This is a genomic window from Pseudoalteromonas sp. Z1A8, assembly GCF_011378855.1.
In the GTDB taxonomy this organism is placed as follows: domain Bacteria; phylum Pseudomonadota; class Gammaproteobacteria; order Enterobacterales; family Alteromonadaceae; genus Pseudoalteromonas.
The window spans coordinates 1-15,879 of the sequence record NZ_WTLB01000065.1 but is presented as its reverse complement, the minus strand read 5'-3'; the positions used below and the strand labels follow the sequence as shown (position 1 = coordinate 15,879).

General features: G+C 36.6%; 12 protein-coding genes. 5 read left to right on the top strand and 7 right to left on the bottom strand.

Going from position 1 to position 15,879, the window contains the following annotated elements; all coding sequences use genetic code 11:
- Positions 1-38 precede the first annotated feature (38 nt).
- On the bottom strand, positions 39-629 hold the full coding sequence (locus tag GQR55_RS17945) for a hypothetical protein (protein WP_166421684.1): 591 nt from the start codon (positions 627-629) through the stop codon (positions 39-41).
- A gap of 482 nt (positions 630-1,111) precedes the next feature.
- On the opposite strand from GQR55_RS17945, the gene GQR55_RS17940 reads away from it, so the two are divergent.
- The gene (locus GQR55_RS17940) at positions 1,112-2,434 is read left to right on the top strand and encodes a DUF4172 domain-containing protein (RefSeq protein WP_166421683.1); all 1,323 of its coding nucleotides are present in this window, start codon (positions 1,112-1,114) and stop codon (positions 2,432-2,434) included.
- A gap of 182 nt (positions 2,435-2,616) precedes the next feature.
- On the opposite strand, the gene GQR55_RS17935 is transcribed toward GQR55_RS17940, so the two are convergent.
- From GQR55_RS17935 to GQR55_RS17915, 5 genes are all read right to left on the bottom strand, one after another.
- Complete coding sequence (locus GQR55_RS17935; protein ID WP_166421682.1) at positions 2,617-2,928, bottom strand: helix-turn-helix transcriptional regulator; 312 nt, start codon at positions 2,926-2,928, stop codon at positions 2,617-2,619.
- A 72-nt stretch (positions 2,929-3,000) separates the two neighbouring features.
- On the bottom strand, positions 3,001-3,336 hold the full coding sequence (locus GQR55_RS17930; protein WP_166421681.1) for a type II toxin-antitoxin system RelE/ParE family toxin: 336 nt from the start codon (positions 3,334-3,336) through the stop codon (positions 3,001-3,003).
- Between the two features lie 454 nt (positions 3,337-3,790).
- Positions 3,791-4,234: an antitoxin Xre/MbcA/ParS toxin-binding domain-containing protein gene (locus GQR55_RS17925; RefSeq protein ID WP_166421680.1), complete on the bottom strand. Its 444-nt coding sequence runs from the start codon at positions 4,232-4,234 to the stop codon at positions 3,791-3,793.
- Between the two features lie 539 nt (positions 4,235-4,773).
- Positions 4,774-6,924 carry a hypothetical protein gene (locus GQR55_RS17920; RefSeq protein ID WP_166421679.1) on the bottom strand — a complete coding sequence of 717 codons (2,151 nt, stop codon included), beginning with the start codon at positions 6,922-6,924 and terminating at the stop codon, positions 4,774-4,776.
- 549 nt (positions 6,925-7,473) lie between these two features.
- A complete protein-coding gene (locus GQR55_RS17915) occupies positions 7,474-9,087 on the bottom strand; it encodes a diguanylate cyclase (RefSeq protein ID WP_206012135.1) in 1,614 nt (537 codons plus the stop codon).
- A 1,009-nt stretch (positions 9,088-10,096) separates the two neighbouring features.
- On the opposite strand from GQR55_RS17915, the gene GQR55_RS17910 reads away from it, so the two are divergent.
- The 3 genes from GQR55_RS17910 to GQR55_RS17900 all read left to right on the top strand — a co-directional run bounded on the left by GQR55_RS17910 (position 10,097) and on the right by GQR55_RS17900 (position 15,216).
- A complete protein-coding gene (locus tag GQR55_RS17910) occupies positions 10,097-12,238 on the top strand; it encodes a YjbH domain-containing protein (protein WP_166421677.1) in 2,142 nt (713 codons plus the stop codon).
- A 677-nt stretch (positions 12,239-12,915) separates the two neighbouring features.
- On the top strand, positions 12,916-14,484 hold the full coding sequence (locus GQR55_RS17905; protein WP_166421676.1) for a hypothetical protein: 1,569 nt from the start codon (positions 12,916-12,918) through the stop codon (positions 14,482-14,484).
- A gap of 480 nt (positions 14,485-14,964) precedes the next feature.
- Positions 14,965-15,216, top strand: coding sequence for a DUF4277 domain-containing protein (locus GQR55_RS17900; RefSeq protein WP_166421675.1), 252 nt, complete (start codon positions 14,965-14,967; stop codon positions 15,214-15,216).
- A gap of 38 nt (positions 15,217-15,254) precedes the next feature.
- On the opposite strand, the gene tnpA is transcribed toward GQR55_RS17900, so the two are convergent.
- Positions 15,255-15,650: an IS200/IS605 family transposase gene (tnpA, locus tag GQR55_RS17895; protein ID WP_166421674.1), complete on the bottom strand. Its 396-nt coding sequence runs from the start codon at positions 15,648-15,650 to the stop codon at positions 15,255-15,257.
- 38 nt (positions 15,651-15,688) lie between these two features.
- On the opposite strand from tnpA, the gene GQR55_RS17890 reads away from it, so the two are divergent.
- Positions 15,689-15,879: helix-turn-helix domain-containing protein (locus GQR55_RS17890; RefSeq protein WP_166421673.1), on the top strand; the 191-nt coding region annotated here is incomplete at its 3' end.

Here is a 15,879-nt window from a genome sequence, read left to right as displayed (position 1 = left end):
AATTTAAAAATGGCTCTACAAAATGATAAATCAAGCGATCAAAGCTGATGAGAATCGGTGATCAAAGTAATGAGAATACGCACAAAGTCGCCATCTATATATACTTTATCTTCGACAAGCATTAACAGTAGTTTAGGAGCAACACCGCCTGCACCAGTTGCCCCTCCAACTGTGGCACCTTGCTCATTGGCATATTCTAAAAAATCATACTGCAAAGACACAACGTCATTTATTTCAAAGTAAAGTACATGATTCTTGGTTAATACTTTGTTTGTTGATTCTTTAACTCGAAGATTGCCTACAGGAGAATTACATGCGTTTTCTAACAAAGTGATATTTTTCTTAAAAGGTGTTTCATGCGCTACATTTAAGCGCCGTAACCACCAGGAGCGAGATTTTCCTACAGGCATTAAATCATCCAAAAGAGCAGGCCATTTTAGATAGTCTGTCGGAATAATACTCAATGATGCATTAACAGAGCATGCTCTGTTATCAATACAGTCATTATCCGCTAAAGAAAACAGATATTCCGTAAAGTAAGTGAGCCTTACTTTAGAGCTCATTTCATCACCTGTAAACGTTAATTCAGCAGCATCATGCCACTGACCACCGTGAAACAATTGGAACATTACACTCATAAATACCTCAGAAATATGCTTCCGAAAATTATAATAATTATGATCAAAAGGGAGGTATAGTTCTGTTATTGTAGTTATTCAACAAATAAAACGGAATTAAACTTCTGTTTTTAATTCATGCTAGTACAAATAAGAATTACGTAATGCAATGCCATGTAAGAAACATATTAGCTACACCAGTATGTCAGGCATTGTGATATGTCGCTTGGTGTTAACAGGATTATGTGAATAAGTTTGGACTTCACCTGACAGGCAACTTTAAACTATCCATAGATGGTCCTACCATTAACGACGGTTTGAACATGTTTACAAAGCGGACGTTTAAATAACCCAACCCTGCCCAAAAGGATTAATTTGATTCATACATCTTCACTCTATAAATCAAAACCCCTTTCTATATGATTCATAAAGTGTGGACTTTTAAATCATAATTCGATATAAGTTGATTTATAAAATGCAAGAGTTTAAATCACATGTATCATTGGCAACAAAAAAATTGGCCTCTATTCGAATATGATGTGACACGCTTTGAGGCAAGTGTCAGCGAGTATTCGAAAAAAGCTTACAGCGTCGAAGGGGCATTATCGCAAATACCGTCAAATGACCATAATGATGCATTTGTCCACTTACTGGTTGAAGAAGCATTAAGCACCAGTGCCATTGAGGGTGAAAAACTTAATCGTGAAGAGGTGCGCTCATCGGTTGCTCGTTTTCTAGGGTTAAAAGAGCCAGAGCGTGGTGGTTACTTCCCTAAAGAAAAAGGCATTGCGGCGATGCTTGTTGATGTGCGCAAAAGCATTAAAAGTACTATGTCTAAAACCTTACTTTGCCATTGGCACACGCTGCTATTGCACGGTAGTGAAGATTATTATGTAACCCCTATTACTAAAGGCGATTACCGTGACTCGCCCATTGATATAATAAGAGAAGACTTATACGGTGATAGTGAAATCATCTACAAAGCACCCGGTAATAATCGCACTGAGGTTGAACATGAAATGGATGCTTTCATACAGTGGTATAACAACGCCAATTGTTCAGGCCCGATAAAAGCAGCCGTTGCTCATTTATGGTTTGTCGCTATTCATCCGTTTCAAGATGGTAATGGCCGTGTTGGTAGAGCCATAACCGAGCATGCGTTATTTCAAGACTTTTCGAGGCCGCCACTTTTTAGTATGTCGATCATGATTAATACTAATCGAATGGAATATTATCAACAGCTTAGAAATACCAATGCCAGCTTACAAATTAATGAATGGATAGCGTGGTTTGTTGAGCTGGTTAGAATGTCGCAAGATAAATCGCTTGAGTCCGTTGAATTTGTATTGCAAAAATCAAAGTTTTGGGCTGAATATGGAGAGGTCAAACTCAACCAACGCCAAGAGAAGGTGATGAAAAAAATCTTCACTGTAGGCGCTGATGGCTTTGTGCGTGATGGTTTAACTAATGAGAAATATCGAGCTATTACAGGAGCGCCACCGGCAACCGCAACAAGGGATTTAAAATCATTGGTTGATAATGGCTTGCTTTACCCGTCAGGTGAAGGTAAACGTGGTTTACGTTATTTTGTGAACTTCCCGCAAGAGAAAAACCTATTTGCTGACAAAGAAGATGTTTCACTCGTTAATGATGTTAGCCTAATTAATATTTTAAAGAAAATAGAGCGTAATATTGAATATTTTCGTGGTGAAAAAAATTCAGGCTTAACAAAGCTTATTGATGAATATAAGGCTCTATCATTAGATGATAAAGTAGCGGAGCAAAAGTTAGAAAAGTTTTTAGGACGAAACAGGTAAATTAGTTACACCCTCGCATTGGTGATGGTGGTATCGATGTTGCAATTTCCGGTTCACTGAATGGTATACAGTTTAAAAAAGAAAGCTCTTAATTTCTAAACACTACCCATCTAAACGTTATGCACTTTAGATTTGAATCCGCGATGTCAATTCCATGTGTATTCCCTGATTAATTATTCCAATTAGTGTGTTTTAACGGCTTCAACAGCCATTGTTAACTGATCATCTGTAAAGGATGGTTTGAAACGAAAACCAATTCTATATAAACAAGTCATTAACTTATCAATGCTGAATTTATCAATTCGGCCATTTACCAAATCGCTTACACGAGGTTGAGTTAGCCCTAATTGAACCCCTGCATCGGCTTGTGACCAATTTTTAGCATTGATAATGTCACGAATAACAATCATCAGATCTGAGCGCGTCTGTAGTTCAGAGGCTTCTGCTTTATCTTCTGTGATTGCATCAAAGATATTTGAGTATTCAAGAGTCATCTTAACAACCTTATTGTTCAAATTATAATCACTATATATTAGTGTTGATATATATTCAAGTAGTGATATGTGTCACTTAACTTCTTTTTCCATTAATTTGTATCGTTTCTTCGCAGTGTCCATTGCCTGCCTATCTACCCCGATAGTAGTTTTGGTAAGTGAGTGCAAAATAAAAACATTGTCAGCAAATTTAGCAACATAAATCGTTTTATATGCTGGTCTGCCGTTTTCTATTAGTTCAACCGCGCCAATACCTACACTGTCCTTTAAGTGCTTGAACTTGCTAAATGGCTCTTTATTTTGACAGATAGCGTTTAAATCACTTGCAAAGCGCTTTTGAATTTTATCGGGCAACGCTAGAAACTCTTTTTTTGATTGATTGTTTATGAACTTAAACTTTTTCAACATTCCTAATGTCCTGTCACTTTAATTCTTGAATACACGCTATTGATAGCGTCCGATAATTGCAGCAAGTTACCGTTGTACTTATCTGTTACTACTTGCCTCGATGAGTAACCAAATAGACCAGCTACTTCCCCATGTTCCACATTTTTCGCAAGATGAATGACTAGCGAATCTTCAAAAGTTTTCGCTGTAGCCCAATCAAGTCCAGCTTTTTTGAGCAGTGCTATTTTTTATGCCCCACATAAAGCAGTTACGTGATTAAAAACAGATGAGAAGATAGCTTTAGATATGAAAATATGCGGCTTAAATGACAAACCGAAGCCTTTTCAAGCATACCCGATTGTTGTTTAGAGACGGTATAATCAGCAAGGCAACGGGTTTAGCACTATGGCGTTCAATACTGAAAGACAATTACAGGGGTTGTTATATTGCTTAGCGCCTATCCGATAAACGACTATTACGCTGTAAATCCATGCTGTAGCCCGCTAATGACTCTGCGTATTAATTCACGGCCACGGATACTGTTCATTATTGCTCGCGCAGGTTGATTATCAAATTGAATATTGGGTGTGTATAACCATGTATTCCAATTATCGATACTGCCGAAATATGCAGTTCCAAAGTTTGATAATCGTGCCACTTCTATCGCATTCTCACTGATCTGTTTATTTAAGGGCTTATCTTTGTTACATAACAAAGTTCGCTCAGTTGTGCCCAACACTTTTGCTAAAGTACTCAATTCCCATTGTATTAAAGTAGAAAAAGTACGCAAACCGGCTGTTGTTAAGCCTACTTTAACTATGGCTATTTCAGCCATAGGGTTTGAGTGTGTATTTAATTTACCAAGTGTGACGACATTGAGAAAGTCGTGCCTTGTACTTTTATTTTGTACCGTACTCATTAGTAACTCACTATAATTAATGACAACTACCTTTAGCATGCGCAGCTAACCCGCATAGCCGTGAGCAAAATAATATAGCAATGTAATTACTAATATTCTGAATCACATACGGTTTTGGGACACGAAATACGTATGTCGGCTTATACGTTATCAAAGCTGGAAAACATTGTTAATTAGATAAAAAAACACTATCTTTTACTATTTTTAAGGCCGTATAAACCGGTGACGAGAGTCACTACAGATATAGCTAAAACTAATAAAGTGGCTATTTGTATTGCGTTCATAAATTATCTCCTGACGAGCCTATTTTAACTATCATATTAAACGATAATTTTGGAAAGTTTTAGTTTTCGTAAAAACTTCATGTATCTTGTCTATTTTTTTGTGTGCAAAACGAGAGTTTTTAATCGCAAGCTAGATCACTTGCTCTTCGAGCGGGCATTTAAGGCAAAGCTGGCGCGAATTTAATGTAAAATGGTCGCTAATAGTTTTTAGCTGGATTCAAATACCGTTTGAAAGATGTTATTTAAACTAGGCAATTACACAAAATATGTGACAGGTTCTGTATTAGTTAACTGCTCAAGTAATTTTAAATTTGATAAAAACCACTCACCTATAGGTGTTCTATTGTCTGACTTTTTTTTCAGTATACCTTTAACTTTACTCCATGAGACCTCTTCACCTGAGATCACATGCCTCCCTAGTTTTGATGGGAATAGACGATATGCAATATGTACTTTTCTTTGTTTTTGCCACTCATTTTCAGTTACATAGGCGCTCTCAGGGACATAACTCACAAGTATATTTAGATCTTTAATGTGCTTGTTTGTTTTGCCAAATAGAATTAAATCGATGAATGCGGCATTTTTCAAATATGCTAAAGCATCACTCGCTTTTTCACCTAATATTTTTCGCAATTCAGTAGGGGATGAAAAGCTAAGCGATGTAAGTTGATTGGTTATTTCCATCAATTCACCTCCTTGAATTATATCTAAGAATTGCTTTAGCTCTATTTTTCGGCACTTTTGTTTAATTGCATCTGTATCGCCGGTAAATTCATCCCATGTTGTAAATTCGTCATATCCTCCAGATATATGATTACCAGGGTTAGCACGTATTTTTAATAATTCAAAATCAGGATCATTTTTGTCTAAACTTTTTTTGACCTTAACGCGTCGGCGTGTGAAATCAGTTTTCCCCTTTATCTGTAAATTGCTGACGATTTGTTTTGCTTCAGTGTAACTTACTAGTAGTGGTTCGCCCCATAATTGCCGCCAGTTCTTAAGCTCCGGGTATTTAGCAATAGGGTTTCCCATAAAGCCATCTGGTAGCTGCCCATTGCTATGAGCTGTCATATAAGCCTCTTTACTATGAAGTTCTTTTCTTGCACTAACAAATAAAATAATGTCAGCTACTGGTGGGTCTACAAAAAACCGAGAATTTGGGACTCGATTAAACTCCTTAGCTAGTGCCCGTTCTAGCTTGTTTTGGAGTTCAGGATTTTTTCGTATCGATTTTTCTAGATGATTATCAAATTGCGTAAAATAATGAAAGTTATTTAATTTGGCATAACTTATCAACTCTTCAACGTCTAATATCTTTAATTTAAAGAGTAACTTTTCAACATCAGTAAATAAACTAGGGGAGATACATTCAATATTTTTAATGTTTAATGATTTTAATATCTTCTTAATTTCTATTAAATAAGCTTCTAAACCATCATTTCTAAGTATTCTAGCTTCAACATTTATAAAAATATCATATGCGGACTCAGCGCATTCCTTAATTTTTAATTCTTTGTATTTTCTTCTTTGAAGGTAATTTTGTAAAAGCTCATCGGATAAATCAGCTTTTGATATAAGATCTTTTCGCAACATCCATATTTCAACCATAACAACTTTACCATTAAGGATAATGATAAAATCAGCTTTACATTTATAGGATTCATTTTTGAACCAAAATGGCCATTCTGGGTGAGCTTTATAATCCAACCGTAATTCATCAAGCACCTTCGCAAAGACAAGTTCAGCATAGCTTGCGCAATGAATTACAGCATGTGTATGCGATTCAAAAATAAGACTTGTTGAAAAAAATTCTTTAGTTAACTGAGGCATATAGCCCTGTCTATGACAAAGCATCTGAGTGTGCGAGTCCAGCCTTTTCCATTCTGATTTATTAAAAAATTTTTTCATTTTAAGGTATGCGCGCCAATCATCTAAAGTATAGTGCTGTAATTCTGGACGCAATCGCCGTGCCCCAAGGTGTTCGTTAATGAGATCTATAAGTGTTAAACCGTCCTCATTTTTTCTTCGTAACATTTCTAGGTAATGAACATTGTCGTTACAGTGCTTGTAAATCTTTCCTTTACCTCTGTTTTTTAGCGCTAATTTTACAAGACCAAAATTGCTCATGTTTTCATAATAGGCATACTTTGTTCTGCTTTTAGCAAAGGCTTTACGGTGAGTTGGGCACATCACTCCATATAAATCATGGCCCTCTAATTTTTTTCTCCAACGATTGAAAAAAACTATCAACTTAGAGTACGAATTTTCGAAAATACAGCCGCACTGATTACCATCAAGCATAGCTTCACATTTAAACCTTTGCTTTTTAGTCGCGCCTTTCCAACTTGATATCGGTTTAGCTTTATACTTTTCGTAGAATAGGTAAGCTTCAGTTCTTTTATCCATAGTAATTGACACCTCTCACAGCCGTGATTTAGTACTATATTCGATATGTAAAACTTAACGTTGCAGTACTAATAATTTAGTTTCTATTTCTCATTTTTAGCAAGAATAAAATTAAATTACCTTCTGAGGGGCGGTTTTAACTGATTTTGCTGATGCATAGGGGGAGATCTAATATTGAATTAAAAGGTGGTTTTATGTATTTAACGAAATGCCAAAAAATCACTCACAGTTCGAGCTTTTAACCCGGCCTAACATGCCCTTACTCAGCAACTATAGATACTTTTTCAGGTATACTCTTTTCGGTATTCAGGCAGATGGAATGTGTATTTTTACACATTTTTATCTCAGACTTTTGCGAGGTGGAAGTGTCTCAAATAGCCAAATTCAGACGTTTTTATGTCTCATATGTAAAGTTAAATCTGGCGGAAAGTCTTGCTGTATAGGGACTGTCGGGGAGGGGAGTGTTTTCTTCTAATAGTGGGAACTATTAGATTTTGAATACGAAGCATTATCACCAAAGTGAGCTGCCATACCAGATAGTTACCATGATTAAAAAGTAGATAGCTGGGTTTGGTTCCTACCATTATTTTTTGCTATATACAGCGCTTTATCTGCCTGATTAATCACATCATCTAAGTCTATATTGTCAGGTTTAACGTCTGTGATCCCAATACTCATTGTTAATCGAATAGATAAGCTCTTATTTATACTTACTTCAGTGTGCTCTAATGTTTGTCTCATTTTCTCTGCTAGCGCATAGGCTTGACTTGAGCTTGTGTCCGGCATAAGAATAACAAACTCCTCGCCTCCATAGCGGGCTAATAAATCGTGTTTACGACAATGTTGTCTAATAATATCCGCGACACACCTCAACGACTTATCGCCAGCGACGTGCCCATAAGTATCATTAACACGTTTGAAATGATCTATATCAAGAATAATAGCAGAGATAGGGCTATGCATTTGCTTTGCTTTGTTTAATAACTCCGTTGCAGCAAGGCTAAAATGACGGCGATTAAATAACTGTGTTAAAGGATCTGTTGATGCTAATAATTGAAGATCCGCTTGTTTTATTTTTAGGTTCTCTAATATTCGAATTCTATAGGCGATAATAAGCGATAGAACGAGGGCCTCTAACATAATACCAATGCCTACACCGTGACTGTTGATGTAGTTAAATTCCGCTTTTCCTTTGTAAAAGAAGACAGCCAAAATACTAAAGATGACAAATAGTCCATGACCTATTAAAAAGAACAGTGCGATGGGGTGTTTTCGAAATAACATAGAAAAACTGACAGAGAGGCTAACAGCCATCATTACAGCAGCAAGTGAACTTGAGTACTTAAGGGCTGTTACAATATCAAATAAACCATAAATAAAGTTTATAGTTAATAAAGCTATAATCGATATAAGTGCCCAATGTTCAATTGGGTATTTATTTTTAGTCTCGAAAATATTGATCATAAACAATATTAAAAATATTGGCATTGCGACTAATGATAGATGCCATTTCAAAGTAATGGAGCCAAAGATATTGAAGAAATCGGCAAACATCCCATATGAAAGTGCAATCCAAAAACCACCACAAACGAGATAGCATGAATAATAGAAGTGCTCTTTTAAACGAGATGAGATAAAAAGTAAAAAATTATAAATAATAAGTGCAAGTATCATCCCTACAAGCAGCGCGATATCGGTATATTGCCCCAACAAGGCTCTTTTAGACTGATCTTCATTGTAAAGGTTAAGGCTAAACCATTGGTGAGAGAAGGAAATACTTTTTATATATAACGTTTTTTTATTTTGTAATTCTATATCAAAAACGGCGCTACCACGGTACATCCATTGTAATGTTGCAGGATTATCCATATCAAGAATGCGTTCACGGACTAATGTGTTATCGATAACTTCATAAAGCTCTACTTTATGATTATGGTATGCATAAGGGTGGTGGAGATAGATTTTTTGTATTTTTTTATCTAAATTTTCTAGTTCTATTTTTGCCCACGTTACTTTAGCGGCTGTGCCGAGTGAAATACTATTGGAAGAGATGTGAAAGTTTTGTTTTTGTATTTCATTTAACTGCATTTTTTCTGTTAAATCAGTAAAGTAACCCATTTTGAACTGTTCAATGATTACGTCGTTTCCTTGGATTTTTTGCACAGGTATCGAGGTCGTAGCCAGTGCTGATGAGTGAAATAAACAACAGCATAAAAAGGCGAAGGTATACAGAAGAAAGCTAGAACCGTCGTTATTCATTATATTTAGGCAAGGCTACTTGTTTCAATGAAAGAAGTAATTACTTGCGCTCTCCATTTTTATAATTTATGAGGCTACGCGAGCTGATCAACCAACAGTATTTGTGTTGGCGGTTAGGCGATTGAAATTTTGACTAGTACTTATTTATAGTATGAGAAAGTTCGTTCAGCCTTGATTAATCCATGATTTGTTTCGTTAAAATAAACGAGTATCTTCAATTCTAACAAACAACTGATAACACTTATCTATTATTATACTCACTATTTAGTTACAAATCATTTTTCGTAATTTAAATAACGTTTAGAGAAATGGGTGAAGTAGGTTTTGTTAAGCTTTTAGCCTCATGGCACACAGTTATAACTTTGTGATGATATTTTTTACAGTCATAAGAGCAGTATCTATTAGTCTATCTCTAGTTTTGTTGATCTAAATCATCTCTTTACAACTAAATTAAACAAAGCGGCCTAAATGCTGGCTGACACATCATAGGGACCTATATCAAATATAAAGCTTACCAAGCGGGTAAAGCCATATTCAAAGTAAATCTCGCTTATTGGAGTCAGGCGTGCGCCTAGTGCGATCACACTCACTCCGATAACCTTAAAGCAAAAGAAGGTTTTGTAGGTGGTAATTTCCTAATAATGCATTGCTGGTTATTAAAAGCGGGCAATTACTTTAATTTTATAAAAATGATCACCTCTTTAATGAATACCATACGTTTGGTGGACATCTGATTATTGAATAGTTAAAAGAGAAAAAAAGATAAGTTGAAGTAAGGCATTTGAGGAACGCCAACGTCAAAGAAACTTAAAAAGTTCATAATTTTATAAAGTAAATCTAAGGCTTTAAGTGGTGGGTATGTTATATTGACGTTAATGTAAAAAATTATATATTAATGACACGGACTTATATTATGTACAGAGTTAGGCCTTTATTTGTGGGTGGTTTAGCAACCTTGTGTTTACCGGCCTTTGCAGCCGACGAGTTAGCTAGTTTTCAGTCATTCAATGGCTACACAGGGTTAATTAATACCCCTACAGCAGAGGTGTTAGACACTGGCATAATTGATATCGGTTACAATAATCAACTGGATCTTCGTGGCAGTAAGTACGAAGACGGGCACAACTATATATTTTCAGCGGGTTTATTTGACGGCCTTGAAGTGAGTGGCCAAATAGCTGCAAACTCCATGAACGATAATTTGTTTTATACTGAAGGGCGCGGACAAACACGTGATCTTTCATTTAATGCTAAATATCAAATACCGTACATTCCTAAAAATTGGTTTAGCTTAGCGTTTGGCGCTAAAGATGTTGGTGGCGCTGCTAATAATTATGAAACGTATTATGCGGTAGCCTCTAAAGAACTCGGTGATTTTAGATTCAGTGCAGGTATATCTAAAAGTGAGCGCTTAACAGGGCAAATGGATGGTGCTTTTGCAGGCATTGAATGGCAACCTTTTGATTGGTTTACTTTGCAAGCTGAGCACGATGGTGAGGCTGAAAATGCAGCTGCGCGTATCACAATCCCTAAAAAGTGGCTTTATGATGTCGGTACATTGACGTTAACGAGCCGATTTTATAGTAGTAGTGATTTTGATGAGGAAAGTACCTATTGGGGTGTTAACTTTAGTACGCCACTAACCAGCAGTGTTAAACACGCATCTGCCGAGCCTGCACCTCAGCCTGTAAAGAAACAAAGTATTGGGGGCAATAGCCCTGATCCACAGTATTTAATAGCAAAAAAATCAGCAGTTAAAAATAACGCGTTAGAAGTTCAGTCTACTCACGATATTCCACGTCATGTTGTACAGCACCATACTGAAAAAAATAGTGCGTCAAAAAATGTTAATAGGCAAGTTTCATCCCTTAAAGCTAAGTTAGCGCAAGATGGGTTTGAAAATCTACTTGTCGGCTTTAACTCGCAAAATCAAATAATAGTTCAGTTTGAAAACTCAATATTTAACCGTAATGATATTGATGCATTTGGTTTGGTGCTAGGGCGTATAGCTGAATATATTACACCTGCTAATGCTCAATTTAATGTTGTGCTTGCTAAGTACGACATACCATTAATGAGTATTACCGGGCAAGTTGATAACTACCGTGAGTTTATTGAAGGCAACTTAACTCCCGATCTCAATGTTACAAAGGGTGCTTTAGTAATGCCAAAAGGTGTTACGTGGGTCGGTTTAACTCGTACTAATAGCCCTTACTTTAAGCCTCGTGTTACTTTTGGCCCTGCTTTAACAAATAGTTATGCGACTGAGCTGGGTGTATACGACTTTTCACTTGCGTTGCGTGCAGATATAGACATCCCTCTATGGTATGGCGCAGGTGTAACGGCGGGTGGCCAAGTACATGTCGCTAATAGCGACGACTTTGATAAAGATGCGCCTTTTAGGCGTTTACGTGAAAAAACAGGAATTGACCGTGCAGTTTTTTATCAAACTTTAGAGCTACCGTTTGGGTTGTATAACCAAACACAAGTGGGTTTCTTTAAAGAAACTTACGACTATACAGGTATAACCAATGAAACAACGTGGTTAAGCGATGCCGGTCGTCACAAAGTAACAGCTAACGTCGGCTACTTTGAATATGAAGATTACCAAGGTAATCGTGATTATAAAACACTGTCGTATCAGTACAATTGGGTTGAGAAAAACATAACATTACATGCAACAGCCGGCGAGTTCTGGAGTGAAGATACGGGCGCTAAAGTAGAAAGTCGTTTCTGGTTTGGCGATAGTTACTTGTCATTATTTTTAGAAGATACTGCAGTAAGAAAAGTGGGTATTGCTTTTAGTATTCCGTTAACACCACGAAAAGATATGAACGTAACCCGTTTTGGTCAAGTTAAAGGCGCAGAGGCTTGGCGACATACTGCGAGCACTCAAATAGGTGAGTCACATAACCAATTGGTATTTAACCAAGGCTATACGCCTAGTACAGCAATTAGTTTAGACAAAACTTTTTTAAACCAGGGACGTATGTCTAGCGATTACATCTACGGCAATTTATCTAGGCTAAAAGATGTTTATATAAAATATAAATAGTTTGGGTTATTTTAAAGTTTAAAAGTGCATTACTTTTGTTGTGTGCTTTTTCAGTAAATTGTGGAAAAACCCAGTGATAAGAGCGAAGCGATGTCGCTAGGTAGTTTATTATTAATTACAACTAGTAACATGAGCCTGTAACACCATTAGCGGCTCTGTGATGAAGTATCGATATAATTTTAGTTTTGAGTTCATACATAAATATATGACTTGTTTTCTTCATATATAGTTAAATAGTCGATACTTTAGATGAGTGACTATTTTTACAGATAAGTCACTTAAAGCTACTTTTAGTGCCTATATAAGTGTATTCAACACTAACTAAGTTAGTTAATAAGTGTTATATTTGAGTTAATTGAGACTTGATTTTATTCTAGAAAACATAGAACGATAGTAACTTTATTAATTAATAGTTCACATTTGTTGTGCTTTTATCGATCTATATTTTATTTTTGATATGATATCTGGGTACACAGTGGCGCTTTTTTGTATCTAATTGCATAATTAGTTCACTAATTTATTAAGAATATATTGTTAAAATGTACTAGAATTGGATATAATTTGGACTAAAATATAGTTCGTAATAATTACGATGTTACTAAGTATTACATTAGTGGTTTTTTTTAATCCACTATAAACTTAAAATATTAATTGAAATGGAAATAAAAGGACTCCCTATGTTTACTAATAAAAAATCACTATTGGCTTTATCTGTTGCTTCAGCTGTTGCCTTAAGTGGTTGTGGTAGCGACAAAGATAATAACGAACCAGTAGCTCCAGTTGTACCACCAGTTGTTGTTGTGGTACCTCCTCAAGCAGCCGCTGAAATTACATCTGTTGTTGTAGGTAGCGTTGTAGATAGCGCTACGTCTAATGTTGTTGCTGCTAAAGTATCATTTTTAGAAGCTGGTGTAGCTGCTACAAACTTAGTTGATTTAGATGGTAACGCTGTTACTTCAATGGATTTGGAAGATGGTAGTTTTTCGTTTGTAGTAAAAGACGGCGCTAGCGTTTCTCAAGTTACAGCAATCGTAAGCGCTGATGGCTATGTAACTAAAAGTTACGTTATTAACCTAGCTAAATTAAGCGAAGGTGATGTTGACGTTCAATTACCAGTTGTTTCTCAAGATACTGACGGTGTGGCTAGTCTTAGCACTGATGCTGCAGTTTCTGGTGGTAGTTCAGCAGACGATATCGAAGCATCTTCTGGTGAAAATAAAGGGAAAGCGACAGCAAGTGTAAAAATTCCTGCTGGCACTACTTTAAAAGATGCTGAAGATAACCTGATTACTGGTAGCACTTTAAAATTAAAAGTGACGGCTGCTGATACAAGCACTTCTGCTGGTTCTTCAATCACTCCACAAGGCTTAAATGCTGCAGGTTCTACTTCTGTACTTAAACCTGTTGGCGTTGCAAGTGTTGAAATGACAAACGACGCTGGCGTGAAAGTTAAAAAATTCTCACAACCTATCACTGTTTCAATGGCTATTCCTGCGAGCAAAGGTGTTCAGCCTGGCGACGAGCTAAGCCTTTCTTCACAAAATGAAGATACGGGTGTTTGGTCTGCAGAAACACAAAAGGTAACTGTAGGGAGCTTAGTTGCTTCTGGCAACTACTACAACGCAAGTTTTGAAACTAATCACTTAACATTTTATGCTGCGACTGAAGTTAAAGAAGCATGTACTGCACCTATACGAATTTTAGCTACTGGTGATGCTATCCCTGCGTCAGGCTTAATTGTTTCATACAGTTCAGATGACCTTAACGGCAGTGACAGAATTACAGCCGATGATCTTGCAGTTATCGCTGATAACGTATCTACTGATGATACTGCAATAGTTACAGTAAAAGATGCTGATGGTAACGTTTGGTTTGAATCAGCTTCAGAAGTTGCTGTATGTGGTGACATTAATGTTGCACTTGCAAACCCTGTAACTTACGTATCAGAGTCATTTGCAATTAACGGTACTTGTAGCAATGGTGCAGAATCATTTGTTGCTTCAGGCGCTGCTGTATTCTACAACCGTGACGGTAAAGCTCCAAAACGTGCAATGGGCGATGGCGCTGGTAACTACGCATTAAACGATTTAGTTAGTGGTGAAACTTATTCACTAACAGCTACTTTTTCTGGTGAGTTAGCTTCAATTGAAAAACTTACTGCTTCAGTAACTGCTGATGACACTGACGAATCAGCATCTGTTTCGTTTGAGTGTTCAACTACTACTGGTTCAACTGGCGGTAACTAATTTATTAGTAATACATACGGACTGATGTCCTAGTGTAAATTTAAAGCCGCAGAAATGCGGCTTTTTTATGTCTGTTTTTTAAATAATTGATGCTTCGTCTTGATAATAATACTTAATCATTTTGCGGGACTAAACGTGTCGCTACCTGCGTTAAAAAGTTCTCATTTAGAACAACTAAATAGCGAATTTTTTACCTGGCTATCAACACGTTTTTCCAGCCTCAAAATAGCTCACTTAATTAAGCGAATTGGTATAAGGTTAATAAATTCAATGATTTGCGTATTTAGTACACGCTGCGAGGTCATGCTTTAGGATTTAAGTTAACGGTCATAAGGCAAGCTACATTATGCTGCTCTACCTAAAAAGCAATTAAGTACTCTATATCAGACATTGATCAGACCAATATCAAAAATTTCGATTTAATTTAAGCGCTTAGACCTCCTTAATTTGATAAAATAACACCTCAACTTTGAGGTGTATATGAATCTAAAAATTAAACGGTTAGACCATCACGGTATTGTTTCTGCTGTTATAGAAGACTTAAAAATTGTCAGCCTTTTAGATCGCTACTTACCTCAAGACGATAAACAAGAAATCACCCCTGGTGAAGCCGTAAAAGGCATGATCATGAATGGACTCGGTTTTGCCAATCGACCTTTATCACTCAGCCCTCAATTTTTTACTAACTTGCCTCTTGAACATTTATCGAATCTTTCCGAGAAAACCCATTGATCGACGCGAAGCGGCGTCGATGGGATGAATCGGAATAACTAGCCCTGATCTTGAATGTATTTTCGAATTGTATCAGCAGAAGCATTTCCAACTGAGCAAACAAAATACCCGTCAGACCAAAAGGTTTTCTCAATCCAGAATTGCTTTTTCAACCACTTAAATCTCGACCATAGGCTTTGTGTCGTTGATTGTTTAATTCTACGGACATAACTCGCAACACAAATGGTCGGGGAAATCGTAATCAATATGTGTATATGATCTTTGTCTACCTCGATCTCTTCAATATTAAATTCTGAGCGCTCTGCAATTTCAGAGATTTTTTGTTTTACACATTCACCTAAGTTACCTTGTAGTAATTGCCTTCTATATTTCACAACTAAGATTAAATGTAACGCTATTAGATAGTTGCAGTGTGATTTGGTTTCATATTCCATCTTGACAACCCTTTCATATACAGTAGTCCATACAGTATATGAACAAGACGCTTAGATACAATTACAGACTGAATCCTACGCCAGAACAAGACGCTAAACTCATAGAGTTTGGCGCGACAGCGCGTGGTATTTGGAACTTATTGCTATCTGAAAATAGGCGTCGATATGAGTTCGATAAAACATTCTTGTTCTACAAAGATATGGCCTCGCTTCTTAAGGAAATAAAGCC